This is a genomic window from Chloroflexota bacterium (assembly GCA_014360805.1).
GTDB lineage: Bacteria > Chloroflexota > Anaerolineae > DTLA01 > DTLA01 > DTLA01.
Map to the genome: position 1 here is coordinate 13,697 of JACIWU010000011.1, position 16,614 is coordinate 30,310.

Here is a 16,614-nt window from a genome sequence, read left to right on the forward strand (position 1 = left end):
GACTTCGCATAGCATGGTCTCCTTTTCAGACAATTTTGCCATGTTGAATTCTCGGCTGCTTTGACTATGCGAAGTGAAACGCCGCGCCGAACATCACCCAAACGACGCCCGACTCGGCCGCCCGGAGTCAGCGCCCCTTCTCCAGGCCGATCAGCGCGGCGCCCAGGGCCCCCACAATCTGGCATTCTGCCGGTGCTACTACCGGCATCCCCAACAACGCCTCTAGCCGGCTCACGATCCCCTTGTTCAGCGCCACCCCGCCGGTCATGACGACACGAGGCTGCACCCCAACCTGCCGCGCCAGCCCGGCAACCCGCGCCGCAATTCCATCCAGCAGGCCGGCAACAATGTCCTCTACGCGCCGCCCCGACGCCAGGTGCCCCACAACTTCCGACTCGGCGAATACTGTACAAGTGCTACTGATGGCTACCGGCGAAGAGGCCCTCGCCGCCAAGTCGTCCAAATCGCCAACGCTTACATCCAGAGCGCGCGCCATGACCTCAAGAAATCGCCCTGTGCCGGCTGCGCAGCGATCGTTCATCGCGAACTGGACCACCCGGCCCCCTGTGCCTATGCGAAGAACCTTGCTGTCCTGGCCGCCAACGTCTATGACGGTGCCCACATCGTCAAACAGATGCTTAGCGCCGCGTGCGTGGCAGGTGATCTCCGAGACTTCCAGGTCAGCGTCCTCCATACAAACCCGCCCGTAACCCGTTACCACCACAAACCGCGCCTGCGTGGGAACCTCCCCAAGCAGCGCCTTCGCCACCTGTACCCCCGATCGCCCCGACGGCACAACCTTGGCGAAAATGCGGCGCCCTTCGCGGTTCAGGGCAACGATCTTCACCGTGAGCGAGCCGATGTCAAGCCCAACCCAAGCCCCCTCATCATTCATGCGTCCGCCCGCTCCTGTAGCCGGAACCCATGCCCACGAACCGTAACGATATAGTCGTCCGCTCCGAGAGGGGCCAGCCTCTCCTTCAGCCGCCGCACCAAGGCATCAATCGCCTGCTCGCTAATTCCCTCGGCGCTTTCTTCGGGCCACACTGCCGCCACAATCTCCTCCCGACTCACCACGCGCCCACGAGCATCCCACAGCAAGTACAGCAGTCGGAACTGCGCCGGTGACAGGGGTGGATCTACCTCCACACTCCCAACCCACGCCCGTCGCGCCGCCAAATCCAGAGAGAGACCCGGCTTCCGTGGCTCTCGCGCCGTCTCGCCTACTACCAGCGGAGCCGTCGCCCCAGGCCCTACAAACACGAGTTCGCAACACAAAGCGACTTGAATCTCATCCCCATCCTGCAAACGCCTCTCTTGTACGATGCGCTCACCGTTGACAAAGGTGCCATTCTTGCTTCCACAATCGCGCAGCATGAATTCAGAGCCTTCCCGGACGATCTCGGCATGGTATCTGGACACCCGCCTGTCCGGGATCACGATGTCATTCCCCGGATCTCGGCCAATGCGCGCCCGCGGTGCAGTCAACAAGTATCGTGCTCCTGGTGAGCCCAGCAGGACAAGCATCGGCACATCGCCTTCAGGAATCTCGGCCATATCCCCTCTGCTCCCGCCTCAACCTGCATCAGCGCGAAAGATGAGCCAGCAGCGCCTCCACGCCCCAAAGGTAACTGCGCCACCCGAAGCCCACGACACTCCCCACACAGACCGGCGCAATCACCAGATTATGGCGAAAACTCTCGCGGGCGTGAATGTTAGAGAGATGGACTTCCACCACCGGCAGGTTCACGCTGGAGATCGCATCGCGGATGGCAAGGCTGTAGTGGGAATAGGCGCCGGGGTTGAGGACAATCCCATTGGCCCATTCACGCGCCTTGTGGATTTGTTCCACGATCTCGCCCTCATGGTTGGACTGGTGAAACCGCAACTCCACGTCCCTACCCGCAAAATGCTGCTCAAGGCGCCTCTGCATTTCCTCCAGCGTGTCGCGCCCGTAGATTTCTGGCTGCCGCGTGCCCAACAGGTTCAGATTCACCCCGCTCAACACAAGAATGCGAACCGTCATTCCCATCCTCCAGGAAACAGCATCAAGCAATGCGCCCGCCAGGAAGCGGCGGCCCGCCCGCGTACACTTCATGCACGGTAACGGCGCCGCTCTTCCCACACCTTGCCCAACGCCCTTTGAGTTGATACGACACCGCCTCAAACGTTAGGATGTTACACGCAACCAAGTCCCCGTCGGAGGGCCACCCGAACGCATCGCGCCCCACCCGATGCACCATCGTATCCACACCAGCCGGCTGCAACGACAGAACCGGCACAATACGGGGATAACCATCCGCGCCGAGCCACGCCAGAACCTTCACAGCCGCCATCTTGGCGAATTCAGCGCGCACCGGTTGGGGTACATGAACCCCGCTACCTTGAGCGTTACGGATTCCTGCGGCGGCCATTTTCGTCCGCAGGTAATCCAGCGCCACGTTGAGTCGCCCTATCTTGAAGGCGCCCAGCAGCGAGTTCACGCGCAGAATGCCCGCGTTTCGCACCCCCGTATAAGCATTGTAGCGCAACAAAGAACTGTTCATCTGCCGTTCCACATAGGGGCCGGTCCGCTGGAACTCCACGAAGTCGCCCAGCAGCACCCAGCCCTCCAGTTGCGGCGTGATGACCAGCACGCAGAGTCGCGCATCTTCCTGTAGATTCTGGATGCTTTTGCGCAAAAGAAAGTTGCCGAAAAACAGTGTGTCCGGTTCGTTATCCGAGGGCAGAATGGATACAACCGGCACCACATTGGGAACACCAGCGGCGTTCCGCGTCGCGAGGAACTTCGGCGTCATCTCGCCCCGTAAAGCGTCTAGCAGTCCCGGCTCGCTGTCTAGGATGGACATTTCTCTCTCCTTCAATCACGGGTTGCGCCCGACCATTGGGCGACCTGCACGCACTCCACTGCGGTACGCCAGACCGTCTCCATCTCCTGGCGAGTGAGAAGAGGCACAGCGTCCAGCGCGTAGTTCAGATCCAGCCTGTGATACTTCGGCTTCCCCAAGTTGGTGTACGCCAGCAGGTCCCACCGCTCCACATTCGGCAGGCACTCGCGTATGAACCGCCCGATAGCCTTGATGTTCTCCAGATCGTCGGTGTACCCCGGGATGACTGGCGTTCGGATCCATGCGGGCTTCCCCAGCGCAGCAAGGCGCTGCGCATTGACGAGAACGTTGGCATTGTCCATGCCTGTTGCGGCCTTGTGGCGCATTGGATCCAGAATCTTCAGGTCAAGCAACACCAAGTCTACATAGAGCAGCACGCGCTCATACGCCTCCCAGGGCAGCACGCCGCTTGTATCCAGAGCGACGTGAATCCCCTCATCTTTGCAGCGTTTCGTTATCTCCGCGAGGAAGTCAACCTGCAACATTGGCTCCCCGCCGCTAAACGTTACGCCGCCCCCCGAGGTCTCGTAGAACACCCGGTCCTTGAGAATCTCGGCAACCAGTTCCTCAACCGTCCACCGACGCCCGATGGCCTCAAGCGCCGCTGCCGGGCACGCCTGCACACATAGCCCGCACACCGTGCACTGTTCCCTGTCAATCCTCATGCCGCTGGGCGTCAATTGCAGAGCGCCCTCGGGGCAGACGCGAAGACAATCGCGGGCCGCGATGCACCGCGTGTCATGCCAGACCAGGTCCGGCTGGCTCCGCAGCCCCTCCGGGTTATGGCACCAAGCGCACCGCAGCGGGCAACCCTTCATGAACACCGTGGTGCGGATGCCCGGGCCATCTTCAGTGCTGAACTGCTGAACGTTGAATGTAACGCCTGTAGTCGCCAAGCAACTCCCCCAAAGCCGATTCTATCTCCGCCCGCTCACAGTGCGTGGCTTTCGCGGGTGATGATCTCATCCTGAATCTCCTTGCCCAACCCCACGAAGTACGCATTGTACCCGGTAACCCGCACCAGGAGATTGCGGTATTCGTCCGGATGCTTCTGGGCCTCGCGCAGGGTTTCGGGACTGATCACGTTGATCTGTAAGCACGTGCCCCCTACCCTGCCGTATGCGCGCAGGAGCGCAGCGAGTTTCTGCCGCTGCTCGGCGCTCCGCAGCAGCGTAGGGCTGAAACTCATCGTATGGCTCGCGCCATTGGGGGCGGTCTCCAACCCCAAACGCCCCACGCTCTTGATCACCGCCGTCGGCCCCTTGCGGTCCGCCCCGTTCACCGGGCAGACAGCATTGGACAGGTACTGCCCCCGCTTGCGGCCATCCGGCGTGGCCGCTGTGGTCGGCGCATACGCAATCCAGTAGTTCCACGACAGGTAGCCGCCTCGGTACCGTTTTCCCGTTGGAGACACATGACGGAACGCTTCTTCCGTCCAGAAGCGGCTCGCTTCCCTGGCGATATCGTCCACGTAGGGGTCGTCGTTGCCGTACTTCGGCGCCTTGTTGATGAGCGTCTGCCGCAGGGGCTCGTGCCCCTCAAAGTTCGCTTTGATGGCTGTCAGCAGGTCATCCATCGCAATCTGCTTGTCATCAAACACCAGTTTCTTCACCGCGGCCAGGCTGTCCGCCGCCGTCGCCAGGGCGATTCCCTCCACCGTGAGGAAGTTGAATTCCGCGCCACCGGCGTTGCTGTCCTTGCCACTCTGCAAGCAGCCATCCACCAATGCGCTCATATACGGCACCGGCTCCCAGCGCGCCCGCCCTACGTCGGCCATGTCGTTCACGCGGATAATCCACTCCAGCAGGTGCTTCAACTGCGCCTTGAACGCTGCAAAGAACTGGTCAAAGGATTGAAAACCGCGCGGGTCTCCCGTCTTCGGGCCAATCTGCTTGCCCGTGGCCATGTCGCGGCCATCGTTCAGGGCTAACTCCACGGCCTTCGCCAGGTTCAGATTCACATCCACCGTCCCCGAGCGGTCGCACCCCTGCAAGGTGTTTTCCAAGCACCCCACAGGCGCGTAGTCCCACAGGCGATCCTCAGGCAACCCTTGCCAGCGCAGCCCAGCCATAGAGTTCTCGTCAAAGTTGATGAGGAATGCCGACCCCTGCGTCTTGGACAACATGCTCACAAGGCGCTCCAGGAGCCTGTCGGGCGTACGCGCGTGGATGCGAACGTTGGGCTTCGGCTCCAGCAGGTTGATCTCCTCTATGACGTCCAGCATCAGGTACGTCAACTCATTGGAAGCATCGCTTCCATCGGCCTTCATCCCTGCGAGGGTGATCAACTGCCCGAACGACGAGTTGATGCCCTGGTTCGTCCCCACCCAGCCCTGGTAGTCGTACGCGTAATTGTCCTTGATATCGGGGTAATTGTTGATGGCCACGTACATCGTGGGCACGCCCTGGTAGTCGTACGCGTAATTGTGCTTGATCCACCAGCATTCCAACCACTCCTTTGCCTGCTCGCGGGTCAACCGCCCGGATTGGAGATCCGCCTCGTAGTACGGATACAAGTACTGATCCACCCTCCCGGGCGACACTCCGGGGCCCGGATAACTCTCGGCGGCCATGAGCAGCATGTGCGTCGTCCAGAGCGCCTGAAGGGCCTCGGGGAACGTCTCGGGCGGCAACCACGGCACCTTGCGGCAGATGCGGGAGATTTCCAGCAGTTCAGCGCGACGTGCGGGGTCGGTCGCTTCGCTGGCTTGTCGCTCGGCCTCTGCCGCGTACCTCGCCATGAACTCTGGCACTGCCTCCGCACAGATCACCACAGCACGCGCCAAGTCCCGCTGCTCGCGCGTGCTGTTCGAGTCGTCGGCGATAGCCAGCGCCTCGTCGCGAATGCCCTTCCAACCCACACGCAGGACTTTCGGATAGTTCGGGATCAGATGCCCGGGCACCGCCCCGCAGTTGCCCACGCCTACGCTGTTCAGTTTGTCCCATTCTTTGAAGAACGCTTCCTCTTCGCGGTCGCGCCGCGTCGCCTCCTCTCGCGTCAGGCATCGCGACAGAGCCGCGTTGAAGTGAGACCCTACGATCAGTTCTCCTTCCCGTATCTGCGTGGGCAGATAGCCCCGTAGCACCTCGCGGAAGAACAGAGCGCGCCGCACGACCAAAGGCTCGTCCCAGAATCCGGCGGGGAGTCTCACGGGTGTAGCCGCCGCCAAGAGGTAACTGCGGTAACCGCGCTGAAACATGGCGACCTCGGGGACATTCGTCCAGTTCCAAATGGAGTACACCGTGTCCCACGGCGTTCCTGTTGTGTAAGCCCGCACCTCATTGGTGAAATCGCGGGTGTAGAATGACCAGTACTCATCTCGGAGGCGCCTGATGCGGGGGGACAGCGTGTCGGCAGCGGACCAAATCTGCGCAGGAGATACCACCGTGCAAGCCTCTGAAGTGCTCATGAAGTCTCCCTCCCTTTCAGGTTTGGACGACAGACACTCAGACGGTGCTAGTATATCCCAGGAACCCGTCGCTGGCAAAGCGGCCGCCGAGCACATACGAGGCCAATTCTTGCCCCTCATTCACCGCCGTGCTATACTCCGAGGCAGATTCCGATACAAGCCTACGCTAGAGGTTGTGCCATGGGAGTTGTCTTCACCCACCCCATTGAACAGGTGCTGCGCCATGCATTCCGCGACCCCGCGCTGCTTCAACAGGCGCTCACGCATTCATCTTATGTCAACGAGAATCGTGATTCAGTCCTCGCCGACAACGAACGCCTGGAATATCTGGGCGATGCAGTGCTGGACTTCATGGTGGCGGAATGGCTGTTCAAGCAGTATCCCGACCTCACAGAAGGCCAGATGACGAACCTGCGTGCCCGCCTGGTACGCGAAGATACCCTGGCCCGGGTTGCTCAACGCATCCACCTGGGCGAACACCTTTTGCTCGGCAAAGGCGAGGCCGAAAGCGGAGGGCGCGCCCGCCCGCACAACCTCTGCGCGGCGTTTGAGGCCCTTGTCGGCGCCGTGTACCTGGACGCGGGCCTGGATGTCGTCCGCATGGTATTCAAGCCCCTCCTCCAGACCGAACTGGACCAGGCACTGCACGATGAGTCCGCGCGCGATCCCAAGAGCCTCCTCCAGGAATGGGTGCAGGGACGCTATCACGTTACCCCAGCCTACGAAACGATCTCCGAGGAAGGCCCCGACCACGCCAAGACCTTCACTGTTCAGGTGCTGGTGAACAACCGCGTCCTGGGCATCGGTACCGGAGCAAGCAAACAGGCCGCTGCCCAGCAAGCCGCCGCCGCCGCCCTCCAACGCTTACAGGCCGAGCATCCGTAACACAGTGCCTCGGACCGCGACTGCGCCCGTTATCACAGCCCCATCAGGAACCGACCCGGAAATCCTGCCTCTGCTGTGAAGTTGGAAGCCAACTGCACAGGTGGAAAGTTTGTTCGTCGCGCCATAGACACGGACGCGACGCACTCTCGGAAGCGCGTCGCACCGTGGTCGCCAACACGAGACAGAACCAAATCAAACTTTCTGTCCCTTGACATTTCACCAGTTTGCACGCTATACTATCCATAGCAGCAGCCCTCGTCGTAGAAACATGCCCCAGGTCTCGTTGTAGGAATCGGCACCTCTGCCGCCGGATCGCGGCAGACCAGTCCCTATCCGCCGTGCGCCGACAATCGGCCACCCAAGATTTGAGGAGGAGACCGAATGGAACGACCCTGGCTGAAGTTCTACGAACCCGGCGTACCTGCAAGCATCCCTTACCCGGACATCCCCCTACATCAGAATCTCGCCGACGCCGCCAGAGATTACCCACACAGCCCCGCGACGATCTTCTTTGACGCAACGCTCACCTACCAGCAACTGGACGCTTTGGCCGATCGCTTTGCCGCAGGGCTTCAACAGGCGGGCGTCAAAAAGGGCGACCGCGTCGCCATCTACATGCCCAACTGCCCGCAGTTCATCATCGCCTACTACGGCGCTCTGCGGGCCGGCGCCATCACGGTCCCGTGCAACCCCCTCTACGTGGCGCGCGAGTTGGAACATCAACTCAACGACTCCGGCTCCGAGACCATCGTGGCGCTCAGTAAGTTGTACCCGGTTGTCAGGGCCATCCAAGACCGCACGCACCTCAAACGGGTCATCGTAACCAGCATCAAGGAATACTTCCCACCCATCTTACGCCTGCTGTTCACACTCCTCAAGGAGAAGAAGGAAGGGCACGTGGTGGACATCTCCAACGCGCCGAACACCATCTGGTTTCAGGATTTCCTCCGCACGGCGCCGCCAAAACCCCAGCCTGTGCCCGTGCAACCCCAGGACACCGCATGCCTGCTCTACACCGGCGGAACCACAGGTGTCCCCAAGGCCGCGGAACTGAGCCACCGGAATCTCGTCGCCAACGCTATTCAGTGCTGTGTCTGGTGCTCCGGCAAAAGGGGACAGGAACGTTTTCTCGCCGCCCTGCCCCTCTTCCACAGTTACGGAATGACCACCTGCATGAACGCGGGCATCTACCTGGCATCTCCCGTCATTCTCCTTCCGCAGTTCAAACTCAAGGATGTACTGGAAGCCATCAACAAACACCAGCCTACTATCTTCCCGGGCGTGCCCACGATGTACGTGGCCATCAACAATTACCCCGATATCAAGGACTACAATCTGCGCTCCATCCGCGCATGCATCAGCGGCGCCGCGGGCCTGCCGGTGGAGGTACAGCAGAAGTTCCAGGAACTGACCGGCGGCCGCCTGGTGGAAGGCTACGGGTTGAGCGAGGCATCGCCCGTTACGCACGGCAACCCGGTCTTCGGCGATTGCCGAATCGGCACCATCGGCGTGCCCTTCCCCGACACAGACGCCAAGATCGTTGACCTGGAAACCGGCGCACGGGAGTTGCCCCCTGGCGAGACCGGCGAACTGATCATCAGAGGCCCGCAGGTCATGAAGGGATACTGGAACCGCCCTGACGAGACAGCCCTCGTCTTGCGAGAGGGTTGGCTCTACACCGGCGACATCGCCCGCCGCGATGCCGATGGCTACTTCCAAATCGTGGACCGCAAGAAGGACATGATCATCGCAGGTGGATTCAACATCTACCCCCGCGATGTGGAGGAAATCCTCTACCAACATCCCAAAATCAAAGAGGCGGTGGTCGCAGGCGTCCCCGACGAGTACCTGGGAGAAGTCGTCAAGGCGTATGTCGTGCTCAAAGAGGGGGAAACCGCTACCGAGCAGGAAATCATTGAGTTTTGCCGCCAAAGCCTCGCCAAGTACAAAGTCCCTCGCGTTGTGGAGTTCCGCAAGGACCTCCCCAAGACCATGGTGGGCAAAATCCTGCGCCGCGTCCTCGTGGAGGAAGAGCGCGCTAAAATGGCCAAAGCCAAGCAGTAGCCCCAAAAGTGAAGCGGCGACCTGGTCGGGGGAACCAGGCCGCCGCTTCTGCCTGAGGAGGGCTAGGTGAGAAGTTGTCAAAATCCGACTTCTCTAGTCGTATTTTACCATGGTTTTTCCAATTTGTCAACATTGTGCGCATATTCACGACGCACCCTGAACCAAGCCTACCCCATAAAGCGAACCGAACGTAGGGAGAAAAGAGATGGACACCAGACCGCGCCTTCTAGCCGCGGCGCTTTTGCTCCTGGCCTTGGGCCTTGCGCTGGGCGCTTGCGGCCATGCCCCTGCCCCGACAGTTGCGCCCACGGCCGCCGCCCCGCCCCCCGCGGCGACCACCCGCCCCCCGCCAACACCAGCCCCCACGCACACGCCTGCGCCCTGCCCAACGCCGCCGCCCCCCACCCCAACGTTCACGCCGGCTCCTACGGCCACAAGCACGCCGGTGCTTTCCCTTGTGGAGCGGCTGCCGACCGGCAAGAACCAGGAATTCAGTCTCGCGCTGACCGATGAGGACTTGAGTCAACTCATTGCCCTCGCGACAAAGGATTCCGTGGATCCCGAAATCTACTGGCCCGAGGCCCATATCCACCCGGACGAGATTGTCGTGAGCGCGCGCCTGGTCGCCACCGGTCGAGCGCTGGTCATTGACGCAGAGATCCACGGCAACATCGTCCTCAAGGCCGGTATTCCCCGCTTCCAATTGAGCGACATGAAAACGTGGATTCTCTGCTATTTCTGCTTTGAGGTCGTGAACGGAGAGCCGCGGCTTCGCATCACGCCGGCACCCACGACGGCAGGCGAATCCCCGCGCGATCTCCTTGACCCCAGCGCGCTGGCTCAGATCGGCGGGGGCGCCAACTGGTACGCAATGGCCGAGGGCATGGTCAACAACGCCCTGTGGTACGTGGACCCGGCGCGCCCGAGCACCGTCGGCCCGGGCGACTTCGTGATCACAGAGTTTACCCAGGCAGAGGGTCTTCTCACGCTGCGAGGCCGCACCAAATAGAGCGCAAAATGGCAAGCCCCGCAGGAGGTCGCGGGGGCTTAGGCCCTCGTCCGCGCTATGCCGCCGGCCTACCAGCCTCGCGGCGGGATGGCGCGATCGCCGGCCGCTGCGTCCCACCATAGCCCTCTGGACACGAACGGCAGGAATGCCCTGCGCACCAGGGGCCGCGGCGTGGAGGTTGGCGTCCGCGTCGCCGTAGCCGAAGGCGTTCGCGTGGGAGTCGCGGTGGCGGCCAGAGTGGCCGTTGGCGTGTTCGTGCGCGTGGCCGTTCGCGTCGCCGTCGGGGTGCTCGTCGGCAACCCCGTAACCGTCGGGACAGGCGTTGATGTTCGCGTGAGTGTCGGCGTCGGTGTCGGCCCAGGCCAGTAGATGACCGTAACGGTTGCGTCCCCTGGCGCAGGGGTATCGGGGTCGTCGCTGTAACTCACCAGCGTCCCGACGTACAGGATCGCCTGATTCACCGCATTCCCCTGCCCCACCGGCCGCACGCGCACATCCAACACGATGGTGGCCGTCTCTCCCGAGTTCAGTGTGTCTATGTACACCTGCAGCGGGCTGTAGGTCAGCACAATCCCGTGCGACGGCGAAAGGCTCCCAGCCACATACTCCACCTGGGCCGGGAGGTTGTCCACGATCAGCAGGCCATAGGCTGTCGTCGGCAGGTTGTTGACAATCGTCAGCGTATATCGCAGCGTGTCCCCCGGCGAGGCCATGCCGTTGGAATCCGCGTCATTCACCAGCGCGGCCTGCTTCCAGAACAGCCCCTGCCACCCAACGCCAGGCGTGGGCGTAAAAGTGGGTGTCGGCGTAAGGGTCGGCGTGGGCGTGTGTGTCCGGGTGGCTGTCGGCGTCGGCGAGGGCGGCGGCGTCGGATAGACATCCGTGCACGTCGGATCATCCAAAGGCGTGTCGGGGTCATCGGTCAGTTCATCGCAGACGCACTGCTCCTCCTGGCAGCGAATCGCAACCAGTCCCCTATTGCAAATCCGGTCCACGCCTTCCAGGATAACCACGCGGAACCGAATCGTTACCCCCTGGTACGGCGCCAAGTCGGCGCGGCAAATGAGCGGTATCTCGCTCACCACTTCCCCCACTGGCTCAATGGACAGGCTTCCGGGCACCAGCAGCGTGCCATCGGGAACTTGATCGGTGAACGTCATCACCGACGGCAGCGACAGGTTGTTCTGCACCACAATCTCGTACTCAATCGTGTCGCCCGGAGACGGCACGCCGCTTCCATCCGCATCTATCACGAGCGAATCCGTCTTCCATGCGCACACATCATCCGTGCAGCCGGGTGGCGGTTCGCGTGTAGGCGTTGCGGTCGCCGTGGCGGTGGCCGTGGTGGTCGGCGTCGCCGTCGGCGTAATCACGTCAAAGCAGGTGGGGTCGTCATCGTAGGGCGTGTCCGGGTCATCGGTCAGTTCGTCGCAGACGCACTGCTCCACCTCGCAGCGCGTGGACACAAGTCCCTGATTGCAGATGCGAGTCACCCCGGCCAACACCACAACCCGGAATGTTACGACGAACGACTGGCCCGGCTCCACTGGCGCCGTGCAGATGATGGGAATCTCGCTCACCACGTGCCCGACCGGGGTAATGGACAAACTGCCGGGGACAAGGGCAGTGCCCGGCGGCACCTGGTCCGTGAACGTCATCACCGCCGGAATTGGCAGGTTCGTGTGAATGATGATGGTGTACTCAATGACATCGCCGGGCGATGGCAAGCCGTTGTCGTCCACGTCCTCCGCGATGGCAAAGTATTTCCAGGCGCACACATTTTCCTCACAAACCGGCGGCGGTATCCGCGTGCGCGTCGGCGTGCGGGTCGGCGTGGGCGTCGCCGTGTTCGTGGGGGTGAACGTGGGCGTCGCCGTTGGGGTTCGCGTGCGCGTCGCCGTGCGGGTCGCCGTGGCCGTCCGCGTCGCCGTCGGGGTCCGCGTATTGGTACTGGTGTAGGTCGCCGTTGCCGTGGGCGTCTGCGTCGGCGTGAATGTCGGCGTCGCCGTCGGCGAAGATGTGTACGTGAACGTCGCCGTGAACGTATGCGTAGGCGTATACGTCGCCGTTGGCGTAAAGGTAGGCGTAGCCGTCGGTGTCGGCGTGGGCGTGAACGTCGGCGTCGCCGTGGGCGTGCTTGTGGGCGTTGGCGTGGCCGTCGGTGTCGGCGTAGGCGTAAACGTGGGCGTTGACGTCGGCGTGTTCGTGGGCGTGGAGGTCGCGGTCGCCGTCGGTGTGGGCGTAGGCGTAGGAGTATGCGACGGCGTGGCGGTAAACGTCGGCGTTCCCGTCCGCGTCGCTGTAGGTGTGGCGGTCGCCGTAGGCGTTTGCGTTGCGCTGGGCGTGGGCGAGGCCGTCGGCGTCGCGGAAGCGGTCGGCGTCTCGGTGACGGTCGCGCTTGGCGTGAATGTTGGCGTGTGCGTCGGCGTATTCGTGTCCGTAGGGGTGGGCGATGGGGTGAGCGTCGTCGTCGGCGTGGGCGTTTCCGTAGGCAACGGCAGGTCAAAGAAGTACAGACAATCCGAGTGCGTGGGCGCCGGATCACCGAGAATCTCGTTCGGGGTAATCGGATGCCACATGCTGTTGCCCACCGCCCGCGTGGAGTAGAACCCCACCGGATCCGTTTCCACCACCAGCAGCGTGATGTACGGCCACTTGCCCACGAACTCAAAGAACCCGAATTCGTTCGTTACGTCCTCCGCGAGCAGCACCAGTGAGTCATCCGGTAGTTTTTGATAAAGCGTTACGGTAACCCCTGGGATGGCGATAGGCTCCAACAGGTCCTGCAGCACATATCCCACGATACGGCTATCCACCGCCGTCGCGGTCGGGGTCGGGGTGGGCGCCCGGCGCACGAAAACCGCCGTGCCCCACGTGCCCGGGGAAGGCAACGTCGCCAAGATGGTCGTGGCATCCACGATGACAGAACCCGGCAGGGTGCTAGATGCGCTCACCGCGGTGTAACCGTCTCGCATCTGCCATTGGACAATGCGGAAGTAGCCGGACAGCCCCTGCGTGTTCACTTCCAGTGTGAAACTCCCGTCCCACTCGGTGCTGGTGATATCCGCAGAAATCTGCCAGGACGAGCCCGTCCACAGGTCTGCCCGCACCGTCCAGCCCGCCAAACCCGTGCCGACCGTATCTTCCACACGCCCTTGGATACGGTACAGCGTAACGACCGACGGCGTTCTGGTCGGCGTGTTCGTGGGGCCAGGCGTATTCGTCCGAGTGCGCGTAGGTGTCGGCGTGGATGTGGCCTGCACGAGGCGGTCCACAAACGTGGCGCAACTGGGCGGCGGCGACGTAGCCTCTACGCGGTCTGCGTTGATCGTCGTCCAGCCCAAACCCGAAGCCGAGACCGACACGTAGCCTGGAGGATTGTTCTCGGTAACCGCATACCGCTCATAGTCGGGGCCGGTGTAGATCAGGAGGCGGTTCCCCGTGGAATCGGTGTAGCCGCTGACCAGAGTGTACCACGTGGTCCCGCTCTTGCCCCAGAGCGTCATCAGCGCGCCGGGGATGCCCGTGCCCGATTCGTCTCGCGCCCACGCGCAGACGCTCAGCGAGGGATCTGCACTCGCGGGTGCCCGGTAGAGCAGCGGTGCGAGTACAAGCGCCAAAGCCAAAAGTCCCAACCAGACCCAACGAGTGCGCACCATGGTAACCTCCCGCAATGCTCACAAACGCGACCAGGGCTCGGCTGCAACCGTTATGTCATGCACAGCATAGCGTATATTTCGGCGCATGTCAAGCCCCCCGTAAGTCGTCAAATTGTTCCGCCTTGTGTTGGCGACCAAGATGCGCCGCACCTATGCCCATGGCGCGGCCAGCAAACTTTGGAACCGAGACGCAGGTCAAATCGCATCTCCGCTCAAAGTTGACGGCGCAGCCATCTTCATATAGACTTACCCGTGGGGGTGGTTGAGTCCCGGTGGGCTCCGCGGTCTTCAAAACCGTCTGTGGGGCGCTGCAGAGGTGTCCCAGGTGGGTTCGACTCCCATCCACTCCCGCCTCGCCGTTGGCATGGGGGCGAGCCTCGGATAGGTCGCCGCCCCCTTTCTTCTCGTTTCGCCCCTCTCGCCTCGCGCGCACGGGCAGAAATGCGAGTGAAGATTGCCATCCGACTGACCTTGCCTTTCACCCACGATGAGGGTAGAATAGCCCCGCAAGATTCCGCATCGGGAGAAGCGCGACATGACCCTGGCGATAATCGTACACGGCGGAGCGTGGGCCATCCCCGACGATCAGGTGGACGCCCATGCGCGTGGCTGCCTGGCCGCCCTGCGCACCGGCTGGGCCATTTTACGCGAGGGCGGCTCGGCGCTGGACGCCGTAGAGGCCGCCATTCGCATCATGGAAGATGATCCCATCTTTGACGCCGGCAAAGGCTCGTGCCTGACACAGGACGGCGAGGTGGAACTGGACGCCAGCCTCATGGACGGCGAGACGCTGAACGTCGGCGCGGTAGCCTGTGTGAAGCACATCGCCCAACCGATTCACCTGGCGCGCCTGGTCATGGGAAGCCCCCACGTGCTGCTCGTCGGCGAGGGCGCCGAACGCTTCGCCGAACAACACGGCATGGCGCTGTGTGCAACCGAAGATCTCATCGTGGACCGCGAGCGGGCCATCTGGGAGGAATTCCGGCGACAAGGGCACACGCGCCTGGGCGATGTCTTTGAAGCGCGCCACGACACGGTCGGCGCGGTGGCACTGGATGCTTCAGGGAACATCGCCGCCGGACTCTCCACCGGCGGCACGCCCAACAAACTGCCCGGCCGCGTGGGCGATGTCCCGCAAATAGGCTGCGGTTTCTACGCCGACAACGCCGTCGGCGGCGTAGCCTGCACCGGCTTGGGCGAGGCCATCGCCCGCATGGCACTGGCCCAGCGGGCTATCCATCTGCTCCAAGCGGGCCTGGCGCCCCAACAAGCCGCCGAGCGCGCCATCCAAATGCTGGCCACTCGCGTAGGCGGCTCCGCCGGACTGATCATCCTGGATCACCTGGGCCGCGTCGGCTTTGACTACAACACCAAACGCATGGCCCGCGCCTTCCTCACGGATGGCATGGCCGCCCCCTACGTCGCCGTGGACCGCACCCAATGGCAAGGAGCACGAAGATAGACGCTATGCCGAAAACACCCGATGCCCCTCTGCGCATCTGCATGATCACCGACTGCTACCCGCCCAGCATCGGCGGCATTGAGAATCACGTGTACGCCCTGTCGCGTGAACTGGCCCGGCTAGGCCATCGGGTAACCGTGGTTACGCACAGGGAGGTCTATCCCCGCAAGGGCCGTGCGGCGCCAGTTGTCATCCCAACGGACGTGGAAGTCATCCGCCTTCGCGGGCTGACGCTGCGCCTCCCGGACGGCTCCGACCCCGCCCTGGACCCTTCCATGATTGCCCAGTTGGGACGCCTTCTGGCCGAGCGCGAGTTTGACATCGTTCACGGCCACACGGTGGAAAGCCCCTTCGTTCTCGCGCTGATGCGCAAGGCGGCCCGCATGGGCTTCCCTACCATCATCACCAAGCACTCCATGGTGGAGAGGCCCAAGCGACCACCCCTTGTCGGGGGCATTATGCGAGCCTGGATGACCGCCATCGTCAACCAGTTCACAGCCTACATCGCGGTCAGCGAGCCTGCGGCACAGGAGTTGAGGAAGAGCAAGAGCAAGGCCTTCGTCATCCACAATGCCATTGACATGAATCTGTTCCGGCCTGACGCGGCCCTTCGGGCAACGGCGCGCGCATCCCTCGGCTTCAGCGACCAGCACATCGTCATCGGGTTTCTGTCGCGATTTGTGCCGAGCAAGGGCATCTTGGAACTCGTGCGAGTCGGCGAGCATCTGGCGGAACAAGATCCCCTTCTTCGCTTCCTCCTCGTCGGCGGCGGCCCTCTGAAGGAACGTGCCGAGCAGGAAGTCTTGAAAAACGGCCTGGCAGACCGCTTCCATTTCGTTGGCTTCCAGGCCTGGGCGCAGACTCCCGCCTACCTCAACGCCATGGACATCTTCGCCTTCCCAAGCCAAAGCGAGGGGTTTGGCATGGCGTTGCTGGAAGCCATGGCTTGTGGCTTGCCTGCGGTAACCACGGACCGGACAGGCACGCAGGACATTGTGCGCCCCGGCGAGACGGCGCTTGTCGCAGACTCCACCGAAGACCTGGAGAGACATCTGGCGCTCCTCATCAGCGACGAGGCGCTGCGACAACGGCTGGGCGCTGCGGCTCGCCGCGCCGTAGAGCAGAGCATGGACTGGACCGCCGTAGCGTGGCAAACTGCCGAGGCTTACCGCGAAACCATCGCGCTCAAGCGAGGAGTACCTTCATGAGATTCCATACCGCACGCGCAGTCCTCATAG

Annotated in this window: 12 protein-coding genes and 1 tRNA gene; 6 read left to right on the forward strand and 7 right to left on the reverse strand. The window is 62.6% G+C overall.

What is annotated here, in order from left to right; translation table 11 throughout:
• Positions 1-127: 127 nt before the first annotated feature.
• The 6 genes from H5T65_03180 to H5T65_03205 are packed head-to-tail and all read right to left on the reverse strand — an operon-like array spanning position 128 to position 6,297.
• The gene (locus tag H5T65_03180) at positions 128-895 is read right to left on the reverse strand and encodes a 2-hydroxyglutaryl-CoA dehydratase (protein MBC7258228.1); all 768 of its coding nucleotides are present in this window, start codon (positions 893-895) and stop codon (positions 128-130) included.
• Positions 892-1,557, reverse strand: coding sequence for an FHA domain-containing protein (locus H5T65_03185; GenBank protein MBC7258229.1), 666 nt, complete (start codon positions 1,555-1,557; stop codon positions 892-894). The genes H5T65_03180 and H5T65_03185 overlap by 4 nt, the downstream gene beginning before the upstream one ends.
• A gap of 28 nt (positions 1,558-1,585) precedes the next feature.
• On the reverse strand, positions 1,586-2,026 hold the full coding sequence (gene aroQ, locus H5T65_03190) for a type II 3-dehydroquinate dehydratase (protein MBC7258230.1): 441 nt from the start codon (positions 2,024-2,026) through the stop codon (positions 1,586-1,588).
• A gap of 22 nt (positions 2,027-2,048) precedes the next feature.
• Positions 2,049-2,849 carry a pyridoxamine 5'-phosphate oxidase family protein gene (locus tag H5T65_03195; protein MBC7258231.1) on the reverse strand — a complete coding sequence of 267 codons (801 nt, stop codon included), beginning with the start codon at positions 2,847-2,849 and terminating at the stop codon, positions 2,049-2,051.
• Between the two features lie 11 nt (positions 2,850-2,860).
• Entirely contained in the window at positions 2,861-3,784 is a 924-nt protein-coding gene (locus H5T65_03200; protein MBC7258232.1) for a glycyl-radical enzyme activating protein, read from the reverse strand.
• A 35-nt stretch (positions 3,785-3,819) separates the two neighbouring features.
• Positions 3,820-6,297, reverse strand: coding sequence for a hypothetical protein (locus H5T65_03205; GenBank protein ID MBC7258233.1), 2,478 nt, complete (start codon positions 6,295-6,297; stop codon positions 3,820-3,822).
• A gap of 180 nt (positions 6,298-6,477) precedes the next feature.
• Between H5T65_03205 and rnc the strand changes: the two genes are divergently transcribed.
• The 3 genes from rnc to H5T65_03220 all read left to right on the forward strand — a co-directional run bounded on the left by rnc (position 6,478) and on the right by H5T65_03220 (position 10,255).
• The gene (gene rnc, locus H5T65_03210) at positions 6,478-7,182 is read left to right on the forward strand and encodes a ribonuclease III (GenBank protein ID MBC7258234.1); all 705 of its coding nucleotides are present in this window, start codon (positions 6,478-6,480) and stop codon (positions 7,180-7,182) included.
• 381 nt (positions 7,183-7,563) lie between these two features.
• Positions 7,564-9,246: a long-chain fatty acid--CoA ligase gene (locus tag H5T65_03215; protein ID MBC7258235.1), complete on the forward strand. Its 1,683-nt coding sequence runs from the start codon at positions 7,564-7,566 to the stop codon at positions 9,244-9,246.
• Positions 9,247-9,451: 205 nt separating this feature from the next.
• On the forward strand, positions 9,452-10,255 hold the full coding sequence (locus tag H5T65_03220; protein MBC7258236.1) for a hypothetical protein: 804 nt from the start codon (positions 9,452-9,454) through the stop codon (positions 10,253-10,255).
• A 68-nt stretch (positions 10,256-10,323) separates the two neighbouring features.
• Here H5T65_03220 and H5T65_03225 read toward each other — a convergent pair whose 3' ends face one another.
• Positions 10,324-13,914, reverse strand: coding sequence for a DUF11 domain-containing protein (locus H5T65_03225; GenBank protein MBC7258237.1), 3,591 nt, complete (start codon positions 13,912-13,914; stop codon positions 10,324-10,326).
• Between the two features lie 254 nt (positions 13,915-14,168).
• Between H5T65_03225 and H5T65_03230 the strand changes: the two genes are divergently transcribed.
• From H5T65_03230 to H5T65_03240, 3 genes are all read left to right on the forward strand, one after another.
• Positions 14,169-14,265, forward strand: a tRNA-Sec gene (locus H5T65_03230).
• Positions 14,266-14,449: 184 nt separating this feature from the next.
• Positions 14,450-15,376: an isoaspartyl peptidase/L-asparaginase gene (locus H5T65_03235; GenBank protein ID MBC7258238.1), complete on the forward strand. Its 927-nt coding sequence runs from the start codon at positions 14,450-14,452 to the stop codon at positions 15,374-15,376.
• A gap of 5 nt (positions 15,377-15,381) precedes the next feature.
• A complete protein-coding gene (locus H5T65_03240) occupies positions 15,382-16,584 on the forward strand; it encodes a glycosyltransferase family 4 protein (GenBank protein MBC7258239.1) in 1,203 nt (400 codons plus the stop codon).
• The last annotated feature ends 30 nt before the right edge of the window (positions 16,585-16,614 follow it).